Origin of the sequence: Rhodococcus sp. SMB37 (assembly GCF_004345605.1) — a bacterium.
GTDB lineage: Bacteria > Actinomycetota > Actinomycetes > Mycobacteriales > Mycobacteriaceae > Rhodococcus.
On record NZ_SLVY01000009.1, the window covers coordinates 1 to 13,747 of the forward strand.

A 13,747-nucleotide genomic window follows, 5' to 3' on the forward strand; every position below is an offset into this window, starting at 1 on the left:
AATATCGCTGCGGCCTGCCGACGGTATCAACTCTGCATTCAGGATGCGATAGAACTGGTTCTCACCAGCGGAAAGACGACTTTGACGTGACCCTGGGCCGTGGCCACTCAGCGAATCCACGGTTTCCACAGCAATCCGAAACCGCTCAGGTCGGCACGCGGGCCGCACGAAAGATCCAGGTTAGCGGTTCCCGGGGCTCAGATTTTCGAGATTCGCGACGATGGGAGCATCGTCGACACTTCCTACAGTGATGCGTCACCCGTTCGCCTGACCAGGGACTTTCTCTCCGATCCTGAGCGGTACCTACGTCACCTGATCTAGCATGTAGACCACTCAGGGAGCAGCGGATTCCGGAAAACGGCGCACACGTCGCGGGGTTGGGTCATGCACCTACGCGGTGTATGAGGCACGATTCCATGGTGCTGGGGTTGCCCTCTGCTGCGATGGTCCCCTCGGATATCAACGCGATCAATCGTCCCCTCAATACATAATCAGATACTGGTCCTGACTGTGCCCCGCCCATAGTTTCAGCAATCACTCGACTCATCGGTGTCGGTAGAGTCGGCGTATTTTCAAGCAACAACCTATCGAAGTAATCTTCCGGCACCGATGTCAGAGTGGAACCGGTCAGCACCCGAAACGGCGCGTTTTCGTGTTGAAGAATTCGCCAACGTTCGGCCAGCTCGCGGGACTGCGTGTCGTCCATTGGTACTTGGGTATCGACGAGCAACTCTAGCTCTGATGGGCTCGTGGAGGAGACGCTCTTATATTCGTTACTTTCGGTGACGTCGATGAAGGACCACGGTCGGCCCGTGGCAGCGCTCGCGAAATACAGCATGCTGCACATTTCTTCAGCAGATCTCCTACCGAACCAGAGCACCGTAGGGGTATCCACGTCGATGAATTGTGGATCCCACCGCCCGTAAGCAGGTAGCCACGCGATATGACGAGAGTGTTCTTCGCGCGCGGTGACATGGCTGAACAGCCAGCCAGATGCGTGACGGCGCATCGACCGCGCATCGATCGGCCCCTGGCTGAGATCGTCGATGTTGGCCAGAATCGTGCACTCGGCACCTGCAGCGGACAGCGCCTTGTGCAGTGCAACCCCTGCGGTGAAGCTGGGCGCAATATGGTTCGTCGTCACAACCTCCGTCATATCCGACTGCATCGAAGATGTCGACCCGATGTCGGGTCAAGGCGAAATCGACAATCCCCCCATTGGCAGAGACTGCGACCGTACCCGGCCAGTTCCGACATCTGTTCGACACGGCCGCAGCCGAAATGCGGCAGCGGTGTCGGTATCGATCCGGGGCCCCGGAGCTTGGAGCGCCGCCGCTGATACTGCATTCCGTCGACCGACTCGAGGACGAACCGGCCCTCGTCGTCGACGTCGACAATCGTAAACACCGACGCGCCCGCCGGACGAATACGGACGCGATCACCCACCTTCAAAAGCGAGCGGGTTCGCCGATTCTTGACGGTCTTGTCACCGGAACCGGAACCCGTTCGACGATCGACACCTCGACATGAGCCGGTTCCCGCTGGCGAGTGAAAGTTCGAGTCGCCTCACCGTGCGAAAGGTGCCGCAGTTCTGTGTGAGATCGAGAATCCTCTCGATCGTCTCCTGCGGGATCGAAGCCTTGCGGCCGCGTCCTTTGCGGACTTCACCCAACCGCGCCACTCCGTCCTCGGTGAACCGTGCCCGCCAGTTCGATACCGACCCTGGCGAGACGGACAAGGCTCGCGCGATCGAGGTGTTGGCCAGGCCGTCGGCCGCCATCAACAAGGCTTTCGCGCGCACCACTTCTCGGTGCGCGCCGGACTGCGACCGCGCCAACGATTCGAGCACCTCACGTTGCCCCGGGGTCATTTCCAGGGCAGGTACCGGCTTTCTCATGCGGGAATCCTACCGGACTAACAATCATTTATTTGAGAGACACACCACTAGCGGCTTGGTCCACAGTGGCAGAGTAAGCAGTGCTACCATGTTATGCATGGTAGCTGAACGGCGCAGCCTGATCCTTCGTGGAGTGCTCGACATCTGCCTGCTCGCACTCCTCGACGACGAGCAGTCGGTCTACGGGTATGAACTCACCGAACGGCTCGGCGCCCGTGACCTTCTCGTCGCCGGAGGATCGTCCTATCCGCTGCTGGCGCGTCTGGAGAAGTCGGGCCTGGTGCGCTCCGAACAACGCCCGTCGCCCTCCGGTCCGCCTCGTAAGTACTACTCGCTCACTGAGCAAGGACGCGAGGCTCTCGACAGCGGCAGGGCTGAATGGAACGCCGTCGCAGCGTCGGTCACCGCACTACTGAACACTCCTGGGGAGAGCACCTGATGAACACCTCGAAGACCGCATCGGGCTTCACTATCGACCCGTCGATCCTGCGCCAAGCGAAGATCACCTGGCGGCGAGCGGCGGTACGGCGCACCGATCGCCGCGAAATGGGGGATGAGTTGTCCAACGAACTCACCGCAGCCGCCGAAGCAGGCTTGCCTCCCTCAGCTGTGACCGGCGACGACGTCGCCGCCACGATGCGTGCATGGGCCGACGAGCGGGGCATGACCGGGTGCGCCGGACGGTACGCGGCGATTGTGCCGGCCACCTTGGTCGGCGTTGCCGTAGGCATGGGTCTTCTGTTCGCGGTTCTCTACGTCGGTTTCGACAGCGGCATCGTGATCGAGCCGTACCTACTGGTCTTCGGTATCTATCTTGTCAGTGGCGCCCTGGCGTATCTGATGGCTCTCGCCGGGGCGTGGAGTGCGTTGACGGTTCTCGGGGATCCCCGACGATCGGAAACGGTGACGTCGTTGGCGTTCCTGCTTCCGGTCGCGGCGCTGGCTGCGATTGCCATCGGCGTGGCGATCGCATGGTCGATGGGATTCACCACCTCGATACCCACCTATGTCGCAGTGATCGCGGGTGTGTGCGCGGTGCTGGCCGCCGCAATTGCGTTCGCCCGGTTCCGGATTCTCGCCTGTCGCGGTGAGTGAACACACCCGCAATGCTCGCCTACCGCATCCCTCTTCCCCGAAGGAAAATACCCATGGCAATCAAGAACGCGACGGTCACTGTAACGAAGTGCGGCGAAGTCGTACTTCAGCGGCAGATGCCCACCAGCTACGGCGACGAGCCTTTGTTCACCGCGTACCAGGCGGTCGGCGACCAGGAGGTCATCGATGAATTGCAGCGTCAGATTCATCTCGCCTACGAAAATCCGGTGGGATATTTGACCTTGCGCACCGGCGATCGCTGGGAAGCCGCGGCGGGCGACTACAGGATCGTCATCGTCAAGTGATCCACGGGTGCACCACGAGACCTCGGGGATAGCGATGCGAAAGAAAGGCACTATGAAGGTTTCTCTGGTCCCGTGGGCTCTGCGACCACGGTCGAGCCGCTATGCGATTCGTGTCCACGTCGCAGCGACGGTCGCCCAGCTCCGCAGCGAACTTCTCACAGTGCACGCCGTCGGCAAGAACTTCGAGGACCCCGCGTGGGAATCCGCACGTGACACCGCTCGGGCCACCACCGCGCAGCTGTTCACCGCCATCCGCAGGCCGCCGCTCATCGAACGCCGCCTGGTCGACCGGTGGTACTTCGCGACCGGACACACGTTCTGGTACATGAGCGGGGATCGCGGATACGCACCGCTGGAAGCGCGGGCGGCAGAGCTGATCGCCACCTTGCCCGACGGACTCGATACCTCCGCGGCGGTGGAAGTCGCCGATGAGATCGACCACCGCGTCGAGATCTCGGTCCGGAAGCCCTCCAAGGCGCCGAAACGCTGGGCGAACCGGTCGCCGGTCGCCGGTCAAGCGGAGGTGGCGTGGCGGATGAAGTGTGATCGCACCACGATCCTCGCGTCGCAGCTCGTCGGTTCGCGGGCGACGAGTGTGGCGATTCGCAACTACATTCCGTGGCTCGATGAGGCGCTCGAGACCATGTCCACTCCGATGAGTACTCCGGATGTGGCTCGTCTCGCGGAGCAGTGGCGGGAACGCCGCCGCCCTTATACGAGTGATCCGAAGTGGGCCGATCTGATCATCACGGACCCGATCCCTCGTCGGCCGGCGTCCCTGTGGTGGCGCTTGACCCGCGGCGACCAGCCCACCCCGCAGTCAGAACCCGCCGAAGAGTGAACGCGGTGCAGGTCCGGCGGCGTCGAGGATCGTCCCCGGAAATCGCGTCCACTGCGTACCTGTGAGATCGCCGGTCCAGCCGGTCGGCATGAGGACGATTTCGCCGTGGGGGCCGGTCCCGACGGGCATGCCGTTGAACGTGGTCATGGGTTTTCCGTGAGCATCGGTCGAGGCCAGGATCGTTCCGTCGGGAAGCATGTAGACGGGTATCTCCTGGTCGGCGGGCGGATCGGCGTCGGTCGGTGGCATGGGGCTCCTCTCGTTGGTGTTCGAGTGTCGACATGTGCCCGGTGCGGGCAGCTCATCGCTGTGCGGTCTGATGCTCCTGCACATACAGCGTGATGGCCTCGCGCATGACCTCGGCGGCGCGGCGGCCCTGGGCGGCGGCGATGGTGTCGACCTGCTCGCTGACCGCCTGCGGTAGGCGGACCTGCCGCTTCGGTGACTCGGTGCCGGGCTCGGCCTGCGGATCGAGACTCGGTCGGCCGGCGTGTGCGCGGGCGAGCAAAGCCCGGCCTGCCGCAGCGGCGTCCTCCCCGCGACGGGCGGTGGTCGAGTTGCGGGGAAGAACCATGTCTTCCTCGGCCCATCGGGCGGCGTCGTCGTAATCCTTGTTCTTCTTGCTGCTCATGGCTTCTTTCCTCCTGCTGTGCTCAGTCGTTCATCCGGTCGAGGTGTTTTTTCCGGGCCTCCATGACGTGGAAGATCGTCACGTCACGTCGGCCGATCTCGACCATGACTTCGAGCAGTGGTGCTCCGAGTCGACGTTGCGGACCGAGGAACAGGGTGGGCCGGATGGTCGACGGAGGGCGGGGTTCGTCGAAGTCCTGTTCCATGTAGTGCGCGTGCGCGATGGCATGTTTCGCGTCCTCGATGTCGATGCCGTGCTTGAGTGCACTGTCGGTCCATGTGATCGCCATAGTAATACTGTAGTCCAAAATTGGCTATTTGTGTAGTACAAAATAGCGGTTTTCGGAACACCTGCACGGTCGGTCAGAGCTACGGCAGGCACGGGCTGCCCAGCACTCCCGCCAGCCCCAGCGTCTTTGAATACCCGCGGAGTGCGCCCGACGTCTGCGTACTACTCCGGGATCAGGTCTTCTTCCCGCATCGGGAACCGGTAACCTTCGGGGATTCCGTCGACCGATTCGAGGACGAACCGGCCCTCGTCATCTACGTCGACAATCGTGAACACCGACGTACCGGCCGGCCGTATCCGGACGCGTTGACCCAACTTCAAAAGCGAGCGGGTTCGCCGATTCTTGACGGTCTTGTCACCGGAACCGGAGCCCATTCGACGATTAGCACCTCGACATGAGCCGGTTCCCCGCTGGCGATTGAAAGTTCATGTCGCCTCACCGGGCACGAAAGGTGCCGCGGTAAGAGTGCACCGCGCATGGCGACATCCAGATCGACCATCGCCAAACAGCACACCCGAACCCGGAGGATCGGAGAACGAGTTCAGACCATGCGAACATCAAGCAGTGCCCCTGCCTGCCGACAGTCACGTCCACAGCGAATGGTCCTGGGATACCGGCGGCCCGAATTCATTCGCTGCCGGCCGTATGGAACTGATGTGTGAACGCGCCGTTGCGATCGGTCTCCCGGCAGTGGTCTTCACGGAACACTTCGACTTCGACGATGCATGGCGCACCACGCCCGCGGACCTGATGTCCCACCAACAAGGCATGCTCGACCCCGACGGCTATCTGCGGCCACCGCCGCTGGAGGTGGCCGGCTACCGCGAGAGCATCGATCGATGCCGTCATCGGTTTCCTGACCTGACGATCCTCGCCGGAGTCGAGTTCGGCCAACCCCACCTGTTCGGGCGTCAGGCATCGATGCTGGTCGACTTGTCCACCCTCGATCGGGTCAACGGGTCTCTTCACACCCTGAAGGTCGGTGACGATCGCTACGAACCCAACACCCTGTTCCGCATGTGGCCTGCCGACGAGGTGATCTGGGCATACCTCGAGGAGATTCCCCGGATGGTCTCCGGATCCGATGAATTCGAGGTGTTCTGTCACATCGACTACGCGGTCCGTGCGTGGCCGAGTGTCACAGAAGGTCCGTTCGATCCCCGACGCTTCGAGGAGGGATTTCGAGCGGCGATGCTGTCACTTGCCGGCAGTGGGCGTGCCTTGGAGATGAATACTCGCAGGTTGTGGCCGTGGATTCCGCAATGGTGGACCGAGGAAGGCGGTCGGGCCATCACGTTCGGTAGCGATGCACACGTGCCCGAGGCTCTTGCCGACAACTTCCCCGAAGCTGTGGCGATGGCGGAGTTCTTCGGGTTTCGGCCCGGCCGGCGCCCGGAAGATTTCTGGACCCGTTAGAGAGCTGTCCAGATTCTCCACGATTCACAAGCAAGAGGTCCTCAACGGACCGGATGGTCCTCCGAAGCGGAGCGGGACGTCGAGACCGCACGGAACCGTTCGACACCGGGATACAACTCACCGAGCGATTCGATACCGAATCCGATCGACCGATAGAAGCCCACGGCATCGCAATCTGTCTGGGCTTCGATCACCTCGCCGGGATACTGGGCTTCAACCCAGCGGACCATGGCAGCACCGATACCTTGGCGCTGCCAGTGGCGATCGGTGGCGATATGAAGCAGCTCGACTGTGCGAGGCGTACCCGCGTGACAGAGGTAACCGACGACGCCGATAGGAGAATCCTCTGTGAACACTGCCGCCAAGCTGGCTGTTCCAACACGGTAGCGCGCACAGGCGCGGTCGAGTCGCTCCGGATCGGTCCCTCCAACGGCAAGATCCAGAAGATCGACGACTCCTTCGAATTCGACGGTCGTTGGTACAACTACGAATGCCGGCATGGCAGCGACGCTAACAGCGAAAGGGTCTTTCTCTGTGATCGTCGAACAGGACCACCCCAAGGCTCCAATCGGGATAGTTGCCTCCTGGTCGTAGTCATCGGTGAGCCACGCCGCTACGCTGAGTACCGCACGACTGGCGCAGGTGGGCAACCACCGGGGAGTGCGAGCAGAGCAGACATCGACCGCCTGGGTGTCCCTCGATTTCATCGAGAGGACCGACCGTGACTGCACAGATCATCGATGGCCACGCTGTAGCGGCAAAGCTTCTGGAAGACATTGCCCATGATATTGAGCAATTCACCCTCACACACGGGCGTCGGCCCTGCCTGGCTACCGTGCTGGTCGGCGACGACCCCTCCTCCCACACCTATGTTCGTATGAAGCGCAACCGGTGCGCCGAGGTGGGTATGGAGTCGCGATACGTCGAACTCCCGACTGACACCACCACAGCCGACCTCGTCGCAGAGGTCCAATCCTTGTCAGCGGACGCGGCTGTTGACGGGATTCTGCTGCAACATCCGGTCCCTGCCCATATCGACGAACGCGCCGCATTCGAGGCAATCACTCCTGGCAAGGATGTCGATGGCGTCACGATGCACAGCTTCGCCGCAATGGCCTTCAGCGAAAAAGGATTCCACTCCTGCACCCCCGGCGGGATCCTTCGCCTCCTCGACGCCTACGACGTACCACTCGCCGGGCAACGCGCGGTCGTCGTCGGCCGCAGCCCGATCCTCGGAAAGCCTGTCGGCATGCTGCTGCTCGCGCGAGATGCGACCGTCACCTACTGCCACTCTCACACCTGGGAACTGGCTGATCAGGTCCGAGGCGCCGACATCGTCATCGCTGCCGTCGGTCGCCCCGAACTGATCCACGGCGAGTGGATCAAGGATGGTGCAGTCGTCATCGACGCTGGCTACAACCCGGGCAACGTCGGCGACGTCGACTACACCGGCGCGGCCGAGCGAGCAAGGCTCATCACACCTGTGCCCGGTGGGGTCGGCCCGATGACGATCGCAGTTCTTCTCGAACAGACTCTCGCAGCGGCTAATTCAGTCCACTTCGGCTGACAACACGTTCAGAGGGAAATCTCGCCTTGCTCGAGCATCGTCACACACGAATTCTCCAAGAACTGATTGACTGGAGCGCGTGACTGACAGCGAAGGCACGACGTCCGCGCTCCGAACCATTGTAATTCTCGGTGTGGTGGGCCTGGTGTGCGGGTTGGCTGCCGCTGGAATCCACCTGTGGTGGTCCTCCCGACCCAAGGCCGACATCATCTACGACGGTGTGTACGAGCCTTTGCGGGATGTGCCGATGTCCTCCGGGTACACCTCTTTGCCCCTTGAGACACCCGAGGCCGGACCGTGGCTGTATGTCGCCCTCGTCGTAGTTCCCGCATTGCTCGGGGTGCTGGCCGGTCTTATTGCTCGGTGGTCCGGGTGGGGATTGGCTCGCCGTAAGCGTTGAAACACAAGCAAGATTGTTCGATCGTCCTCACCAGGTCACAACCGATGACGATCGGTACATGTCGGTGTCGTCTGGAACGATCGCCCGATGCGTCCTGACGTTCGTTCCGTGCACGACCTCGTGTCCAACATCGATCCGCTCGATGACCTTGAGCGGGAACATATCTCAGATTCCCTGGCCTGGATCGAAGGCACCAACGACATCTTCCGCCGTGTCAAGCCGGCGATACCTTCACGTCACCTTGTGTCCTACGTGGTCGTGGTGGACCCATCCGACCACAGCGTGTTCCTCGTCGATCACATCAAATCTGGGCTGCATCTCCCCACTGGTGGGCATGTCGAACCCGGCGAGCATCCTCTGGTTGCGGCGAGACGGGAGACGAGGGAAGAGCTCGGGGTAGAAGCCGACTTCACCATCACTGGAACTGAGCCGGTATTCGTCACTGTCACCGAAACCGTGGGGGCCGACAACAGTCATGTCGATGTCAGCCTTTGGTACGTGATCGCGGCCCGCCGCGACACGCGGTTCATCCTCGATCCCTCTGAATTTCGTGGCGGCCGGTGGTGGACAGCGAGCGAAGTACGAACGAGCGACCCCCGCCAGTTCGATCCGCACTTCCGCCGATTCCTTGAGAAGTTGTGTTCCTCTGCCACAGACTCGGTCTGATGTCTGGGCCTGGACGCCGAGATCTACACGCGACGGATCATCCGGCGAGTGCGCTCGGATCGGTGCCCCGATTGAGGGCCGAGCCCGCTAGACCGGCATCCATGACTGCGCGGCGCGGACCTACCATCAACGGTGTGACGATCGCGGATGTCCCGTGCGTGTGGCTGACAACATTGCGGCGAGACGGCTCACCTCACACGGCGCCGACATGGTTCTTGTTGATCGACGAGACATTCTGGATCGCAAGCTCAACCGTGAACGTGAAGGTGAAGAACCTACAGCGCGATCCTCGAGTCTCCCTTGCCATCGACGGATCGGGAGCCATGCCTCACGTCGCTCAAGGGCGGGCGGTCGTGCATCAGGCGATTCCGCACTTCCCCCATCTTGTCGCCGCGTTCGCCGAGAAATACAACGGCTGGGACGCCGCCGACGAGACGCAAGATGGTCCGCGAGTGCTGATCGAGATACCCATCGATCGATGGCTCCTTGAAACCCATTGACGAATCCACGGGTTTTACCCTGCGCCCGATCGAACCCACGAGACGAGGGATCCGTCCAGGTAGGCGGGATGCGACCGGCAGCTACCGCGACCGCGGCCTGTCCTGTCTGAACGTCCAGTGAGTGGACGGCTCCCGAGGAAGGGAACGAGCCTTCCCGCAGGGCGATGTCATCGGCCGGGGGAGTGTCCGATAAACGGTGGATCCGGCCTGGCATCGGTTAGTTGATGCGTCCTTCGAAAGTGATCGCGAAGGCATTCAAGGCAGGCTTCCACCTCATCGCCCATCGTGCCCTACCCCGACCAGTTGGGTCCAGGGCCCGGGTCGCGAGATAGAGACATTTCAGAGCGGACTGCTCGGTCGGGAAATGCCCACGGGCGCGGATCGCGCGCCGGTAGCGGGCATTGACCGACTCGATCGCGTTCGTCGAGCAGATCACGCGCCGGATCTCTACGTCGTAGTCGAGGAACGGTACGAACTCCGACCATGCGTTCTCCCACAGGCGGACGATCGCCGGGTACTTCGGTCCCCACTTCGTGGAGAACTCCACGAACCGTTCCTTTGCCGCGGCCTCCGTCGGGGCGGTGTACACGGGTTTGAGATCGCGGGACATTTCGTCCCAATGTTGGCGCGGGGCGAACCGAAAAGTGTTGCGGATCAAGTGGATAATGCAGGTCTGCACCACCGCCAGCTCCCACACGGTGTTGATCGCCTCCGGCAGACCCTTCAACCCGTCACAGACGACGATGCACGCATCAGCCACCCCGCGGTTCTTGACCTCTGTGAGCACCGCCAACCAGAACTTCGCGCCCTCACCGCCGTCGCCGGCCCACAACCCCAAGATGTCGCGCTCGCCGTTGACCGTCACCCCGATCGCGACGTAGATGGGTCGGTTGGTGACCTGCCCGTCACGGATCTTGACGTGGATGGCGTCGATGAACACCACCGGATACACCCGGTCGAGCGGCCGGTTCTGCCACTCGGTCATCTCCTCGAGCACCTTGTCGGTGATCCGAGAGATGGTGTCCTTCTTTCGCCGTCGCTCCGTAAATGTCCTGGAAGTGCGCCGAGATCTCGCCGGTGGTCAGCCCTTTCGCGCTGAGGGAGAGCACGATCTCGTCGATGCCGGTCAACCGGCGTTGGCGCTTGCGCACGATTTTCGGTTCGAAGCTCGAGTCGGTGTCCCTCGGGACGTCGATCTCGACCGGGCCGATCTCGGTCAGCACGGTCTTCGATCTGGTGCCGTTTCGGGAGTTGCCGCTGCCGCGGCCGGCCGGATCGTTCTTCTCATAGCCGAGGTGCTCGGTGATCTCCGCGTCCAGCGCGGTTTCGAGCACGTTCTTCGTCAATTGTCCCAGCAGTCCGTTCGGGCCCATCAGCTCGATGCCCTGCTCTTTGGCCTGGGCCAGCAGCTGCTGAGCCAGTTCCAACTGGTTCACCTCGTCCGCCATGGGCTCCAGTGTTTCTGTCACGGTCGATCCTTCCCGCCAAGCTCGCTGCTCGGCGTGTCAGGCCAACCCGGATCCACCGTTTTTCAGACAGTCCCCGACGTGTCGCTCGAGGACCCGGTGGTAGGAGAAGGCGAGCCGGCGAACACGGAAGAACTGTGGCGAGACTCTATGGAAGGCCAATATCTGGATGGTCCTGCCCCGGCTCCTGAGCCTGGCCCACCAGGCATCAGCGGCACGGTTCTCCGCGGAACATTCGAAGACAGCTAGGGGTAGTCAGCCATGAGGCAGCACCGAGTGACGAGGGCTGGCTTGACCCAGGTCTCGGTTACGTTGTCACGGTGTTCGATAAACGGTTCGAGTTCCGGTTAGCGCTGGTGTGGTGGGTGCGCTCGCCGGCATACTCGTGTGCGCCGTGGGCTATTGGCGGCTGGTCTTCGCGTTGCGCAACGCATGGGACGTGCCTGCGTTCCCGCCGGGTAATGGACTGTACTGGCTGGCGTGGGGCTTACCTCTCGGTGCCGTTGCGACTATCGGGACGACGGTGTTCGTGACCTGGCAAGGTGCGCGACCTGCAGCGGGAGGGTTCACCGCTGGTTGCCTCTTCATGGGACTGGCGATGTGTGCTTTCGGCTACTCGGTCGACAGCATGCCGTACTACAGGTGATTGCAACGACTCGACCTGGGCACAACCGGCAATAGCGCACGTCGGAATATGTCCCTACCGCCAGTCGTCTGCGATGCGGAGATCGCCATCCGCCGCATACGGGACCACGGTTCTCCGGGGCGCAGTGGCCGCCGAGACGGACGCAGGGGCAGCCGCGGCCCGGTTCGTGAGGTGAGCGAGCTGGCCCGAGCGCAGACGGGGCGGCCCACCCTGATCCAGAAAATAGCTTGCTAAATTGTGGGTGAACTGGGAAAACGACACGTCCCTTCTGTCGTGTCGATCGGAGACAGTCCCACCATCAAGCCCGGCGATCGGGTGAAGGTCAGCGCACGCGGCACGTTCATGTTCACCGTCAAAGACATCGATGAGGACACCGGCATGGCGATGATCGAGGTCAACGCCGACAGCCCGCTCACGTATCCGCGGCCGGCACGTCTGACCGATCTCGTGCCCGTCGAGGACTGACTCCGAGAGCTCATCCTCGGGCCGGTCGCACTCGCTTCACCTGTTTGGTGGCCGATACGTCCTTCCGCTACGTTGACCGCTGCAATCACCCGAGTTCCCCGACAGGTGAGTGATTCCCTGACGGGTCGAAGGAGGGTCCCCGGCGCCCCCGCCGGGGACCATCGCCTTTTCTGCTGGTGGGCTGTGCGTACACCGGACGACACCGTGGCTACTCTCGGCGCGTGGAGGACAGGACGCGAGCCATCGGCGATGCCGCCGATGCGATGACCGACGATGAGCTCGAGACCGCGATTGCGGCACTGCACGCCCGTGAGCGGGAACTTCTCGTCGCCGGGGACAGCGAGGCGGCGTTCGATCTGATGGGTACGAAGTTCGTTTGCTCTCCACCCTGGAAGGTCGGCGGCGGTAGCCGACTGTTGTACGGATTCGGTTTTTTCTTCATTTCCGTCTGCTGCGGTATTCGCATAGCGGTCTGTGGAGCAGATTCGTACAGGTCCACTGCGCAGCTGACGTATCCCTCTCGGTGGCCGTTCAGGGTTCAGCGCGGCGCAGCCGCTTTCGATCATGAGCTCACGCGGGCAACCCGGGCGCGGTAATCGTGACCGGTGGCGCGCAGTGCGGCGGCAAGTTCCGTTCGCCTGACTCCCTGTTCCATCAGCTCTGTGGCGTTGCTGTCGGTGATCGGGTGGGGCGTGCGGACGACGGCGGCATAGCGGATGCGTTCTTCGAGTTCGTCCGGTTCGTGGGCCGGCTGGCTATCGAGGTATGAGCTGGTGATGACCTCGGTGGAGGCTGTGATGCCGTGTTCCTGGGCGATCCGGCGGGCGCTGGCGGTGAATGCGGAGATGTAGGCTGCGCGGTCACTTGCTTCGAGTTCGTCGACGGCGAGATGTTCGTCGGCCAGGGCACCCGATTCGGGACTCTCGTCATCCACCTCGAGCATGCGCCCGTTGATCTCGTCGAATGCCTCTTGCGCAAGATCGGCCAACCCGAAGCGGTCCCATTCTTCGTCGATGTCGAGCGGGACGCGAACCGGCTCGGTACGTCGCGCAGGCAGGTCCTCTTCCGCTGCGGCACCGGTGATGAGCTGGTGGATCAGGTCGGCCTCCCACGAGGTCGGCCTGCCGCGGAGCAATCCTTCGACCGATCCCATGTTGGCGGCGACCACGACCAGGATGTCAGCGAGGGTATCGGCAAAGTCGACCTGAGAGCCGTCGCTGCGGGTGCTTCGAGCGAGGGCGGTCAGAGCTTCTATGGCGGCAGCCTTGGTCTGCGGGTCGATTCCGGTGGTCGAGGGCTGCCGCTTCCCTGCACGGGCCGACGGTGCGGTGGGGGTGCCGGTGGCGCTGTCGGTGACGGCCCGAAGGGCGTCGGGAAAACATCGGAAACTCCATCGGAACCACCCTCTTCACCTGCGCGAACCGAGTGGCAGGTTTCGTACCGTCAGGCGAAGCGCCAGTATCTCCGAGATTCCGCCGACCCAGCGTCATCCACGTGAATGACACCACCGTCACCGCAGTTGTGCGCGTTTTCGCCCGATGGTCTCGTCCACGAATGCGAACT

19 protein-coding genes, 2 pseudogenes and 1 riboswitch are annotated in these 13,747 nt (G+C 62.5%); of the genes and pseudogenes, 12 read left to right on the forward strand and 9 right to left on the reverse strand.

The features are described 5' to 3' along the window. Window positions 1-382 precede the first annotated feature (382 nt). Together EV641_RS15450 and EV641_RS15455 are read right to left on the reverse strand one after the other, a co-directional pair. The gene (locus tag EV641_RS15450) at window positions 383-1,144 is read right to left on the reverse strand and encodes a DUF3658 domain-containing protein (protein ID WP_158289176.1); all 762 of its coding nucleotides are present in this window, start codon (window positions 1,142-1,144) and stop codon (window positions 383-385) included. A gap of 444 nt (window positions 1,145-1,588) precedes the next feature. Then, window positions 1,589-1,897: pseudogene (locus EV641_RS15455) on the reverse strand (helix-turn-helix domain-containing protein); the annotation flags it as partial. A gap of 97 nt (window positions 1,898-1,994) precedes the next feature. On the opposite strand from EV641_RS15455, the gene EV641_RS15460 reads away from it, so the two are divergent. From EV641_RS15460 to EV641_RS15475, 4 genes are read left to right on the forward strand one after another with little or no spacing between them, the layout of a single operon-like run. Then, window positions 1,995-2,336, forward strand: a complete 342-nt coding sequence (locus tag EV641_RS15460) for a PadR family transcriptional regulator (protein WP_132472847.1) — start codon at window positions 1,995-1,997, stop codon at window positions 2,334-2,336. After that, window positions 2,336-2,992: a hypothetical protein gene (locus EV641_RS15465; protein WP_132472849.1), complete on the forward strand. Its 657-nt coding sequence runs from the start codon at window positions 2,336-2,338 to the stop codon at window positions 2,990-2,992. Before EV641_RS15460 ends, EV641_RS15465 begins: the two co-directional genes overlap by 1 nt. A 53-nt stretch (window positions 2,993-3,045) precedes the next feature. Continuing rightward, complete coding sequence (locus tag EV641_RS15470; RefSeq protein WP_054720217.1) at window positions 3,046-3,297, forward strand: hypothetical protein; 252 nt, start codon at window positions 3,046-3,048, stop codon at window positions 3,295-3,297. 52 nt (window positions 3,298-3,349) lie between these two features. Then, complete coding sequence (locus EV641_RS15475; protein WP_132472851.1) at window positions 3,350-4,138, forward strand: hypothetical protein; 789 nt, start codon at window positions 3,350-3,352, stop codon at window positions 4,136-4,138. On the opposite strand, the gene EV641_RS15480 is transcribed toward EV641_RS15475, so the two are convergent. The 4 genes from EV641_RS15480 to EV641_RS15495 form a co-directional block, all read right to left on the reverse strand. Beyond that, window positions 4,118-4,387 carry a hypothetical protein gene (locus EV641_RS15480; RefSeq protein WP_054720210.1) on the reverse strand — a complete coding sequence of 90 codons (270 nt, stop codon included), beginning with the start codon at window positions 4,385-4,387 and terminating at the stop codon, window positions 4,118-4,120. The two genes, EV641_RS15475 and EV641_RS15480, sit on opposite strands and share 21 nt — an antisense overlap. 52 nt (window positions 4,388-4,439) lie before the next feature. Continuing rightward, window positions 4,440-4,769: a hypothetical protein gene (locus EV641_RS15485; RefSeq protein WP_132472853.1), complete on the reverse strand. Its 330-nt coding sequence runs from the start codon at window positions 4,767-4,769 to the stop codon at window positions 4,440-4,442. A gap of 22 nt (window positions 4,770-4,791) precedes the next feature. Then, entirely contained in the window at window positions 4,792-5,058 is a 267-nt protein-coding gene (locus EV641_RS15490) for a hypothetical protein (RefSeq protein ID WP_132472855.1), read from the reverse strand. A gap of 161 nt (window positions 5,059-5,219) precedes the next feature. Further along, the gene (locus EV641_RS15495; RefSeq protein WP_054717044.1) at window positions 5,220-5,432 is read right to left on the reverse strand and encodes a hypothetical protein; all 213 of its coding nucleotides are present in this window, start codon (window positions 5,430-5,432) and stop codon (window positions 5,220-5,222) included. 190 nt (window positions 5,433-5,622) lie between these two features. On the opposite strand from EV641_RS15495, the gene EV641_RS15500 reads away from it, so the two are divergent. Further along, the gene (locus EV641_RS15500) at window positions 5,623-6,474 is read left to right on the forward strand and encodes a PHP domain-containing protein (protein ID WP_054717047.1); all 852 of its coding nucleotides are present in this window, start codon (window positions 5,623-5,625) and stop codon (window positions 6,472-6,474) included. Between the two features lie 41 nt (window positions 6,475-6,515). On the opposite strand, the gene EV641_RS15505 is transcribed toward EV641_RS15500, so the two are convergent. Further along, on the reverse strand, window positions 6,516-6,974 hold the full coding sequence (locus EV641_RS15505) for a GNAT family N-acetyltransferase (protein ID WP_158289177.1): 459 nt from the start codon (window positions 6,972-6,974) through the stop codon (window positions 6,516-6,518). A gap of 119 nt (window positions 6,975-7,093) precedes the next feature. Beyond that, window positions 7,094-7,173: riboswitch (ZMP/ZTP riboswitch) on the forward strand. A gap of 22 nt (window positions 7,174-7,195) precedes the next feature. Here EV641_RS15505 and EV641_RS15510 point away from each other — a divergent pair. From EV641_RS15510 to EV641_RS15525, 4 genes are all read left to right on the forward strand, one after another. Next, the gene (locus EV641_RS15510) at window positions 7,196-8,041 is read left to right on the forward strand and encodes a bifunctional 5,10-methylenetetrahydrofolate dehydrogenase/5,10-methenyltetrahydrofolate cyclohydrolase (protein WP_132472859.1); all 846 of its coding nucleotides are present in this window, start codon (window positions 7,196-7,198) and stop codon (window positions 8,039-8,041) included. A gap of 79 nt (window positions 8,042-8,120) precedes the next feature. Then, the gene (locus tag EV641_RS15515; protein ID WP_054717050.1) at window positions 8,121-8,441 is read left to right on the forward strand and encodes a hypothetical protein; all 321 of its coding nucleotides are present in this window, start codon (window positions 8,121-8,123) and stop codon (window positions 8,439-8,441) included. A 108-nt stretch (window positions 8,442-8,549) separates the two neighbouring features. Then, window positions 8,550-9,107: an NUDIX domain-containing protein gene (locus EV641_RS15520; protein WP_199233272.1), complete on the forward strand. Its 558-nt coding sequence runs from the start codon at window positions 8,550-8,552 to the stop codon at window positions 9,105-9,107. Window positions 9,108-9,241: 134 nt separating this feature from the next. Continuing rightward, the gene (locus EV641_RS15525) at window positions 9,242-9,607 is read left to right on the forward strand and encodes a pyridoxamine 5'-phosphate oxidase family protein (protein ID WP_241997261.1); all 366 of its coding nucleotides are present in this window, start codon (window positions 9,242-9,244) and stop codon (window positions 9,605-9,607) included. Window positions 9,608-9,824: 217 nt separating this feature from the next. Here EV641_RS15525 and EV641_RS15530 read toward each other — a convergent pair. Further along, window positions 9,825-11,055: pseudogene (locus EV641_RS15530) on the reverse strand (IS256 family transposase). Window positions 11,056-11,434: 379 nt separating this feature from the next. Between EV641_RS15530 and EV641_RS15535 the strand changes: the two are divergent. The 3 genes from EV641_RS15535 (at window position 11,435) to EV641_RS29490 (ending at window position 12,780) form a co-directional block, all read left to right on the forward strand. Beyond that, entirely contained in the window at window positions 11,435-11,719 is a 285-nt protein-coding gene (locus EV641_RS15535; RefSeq protein ID WP_132472863.1) for a hypothetical protein, read from the forward strand. Window positions 11,720-11,992: 273 nt separating this feature from the next. Further along, window positions 11,993-12,184 (forward strand): hypothetical protein, encoded by a 192-nt coding sequence (locus tag EV641_RS15540; protein WP_132472865.1) that lies wholly within the window; start codon window positions 11,993-11,995, stop codon window positions 12,182-12,184. Window positions 12,185-12,405: 221 nt separating this feature from the next. Continuing rightward, window positions 12,406-12,780 (forward strand): hypothetical protein, encoded by a 375-nt coding sequence (locus EV641_RS29490; RefSeq protein ID WP_199233284.1) that lies wholly within the window; start codon window positions 12,406-12,408, stop codon window positions 12,778-12,780. Here the strand turns inward: EV641_RS29490 and EV641_RS15545 are convergent. Further along, on the reverse strand, window positions 12,747-13,352 hold the full coding sequence (locus EV641_RS15545) for a hypothetical protein (RefSeq protein ID WP_054717335.1): 606 nt from the start codon (window positions 13,350-13,352) through the stop codon (window positions 12,747-12,749). The two genes, EV641_RS29490 and EV641_RS15545, sit on opposite strands and share 34 nt — an antisense overlap. Window positions 13,353-13,747 lie beyond the last annotated feature (395 nt).

What these genes read in the sequence shown, in the direction of transcription:
- EV641_RS15460 (WP_132472847.1), top strand. Translation starts at nt 1,995, where the DNA reads ATGGTAGCTGAACGGCGCAGCCTGATCCTTCGTGGAGTGCTCGACATC.
- EV641_RS15465 (WP_132472849.1), top strand. Translation starts at nt 2,336, where the DNA reads ATGAACACCTCGAAGACCGCATCGGGCTTCACTATCGACCCGTCGATC.
- EV641_RS15470 (WP_054720217.1), top strand. Translation starts at nt 3,046, where the DNA reads ATGGCAATCAAGAACGCGACGGTCACTGTAACGAAGTGCGGCGAAGTC.
- EV641_RS15475 (WP_132472851.1), top strand. Translation starts at nt 3,350, where the DNA reads ATGAAGGTTTCTCTGGTCCCGTGGGCTCTGCGACCACGGTCGAGCCGC.
- EV641_RS15480 (WP_054720210.1), bottom strand. Translation starts at nt 4,387, where the DNA reads ATGCCACCGACCGACGCCGATCCGCCCGCCGACCAGGAGATACCCGTC.
- EV641_RS15485 (WP_132472853.1), bottom strand. Translation starts at nt 4,769, where the DNA reads ATGAGCAGCAAGAAGAACAAGGATTACGACGACGCCGCCCGATGGGCC.
- EV641_RS15490 (WP_132472855.1), bottom strand. Translation starts at nt 5,058, where the DNA reads ATGGCGATCACATGGACCGACAGTGCACTCAAGCACGGCATCGACATC.
- EV641_RS15495 (WP_054717044.1), bottom strand. Translation starts at nt 5,432, where the DNA reads ATGGGCTCCGGTTCCGGTGACAAGACCGTCAAGAATCGGCGAACCCGC.
- EV641_RS15505 (WP_158289177.1), bottom strand. Translation starts at nt 6,974, where the DNA reads ATGCCGGCATTCGTAGTTGTACCAACGACCGTCGAATTCGAAGGAGTC.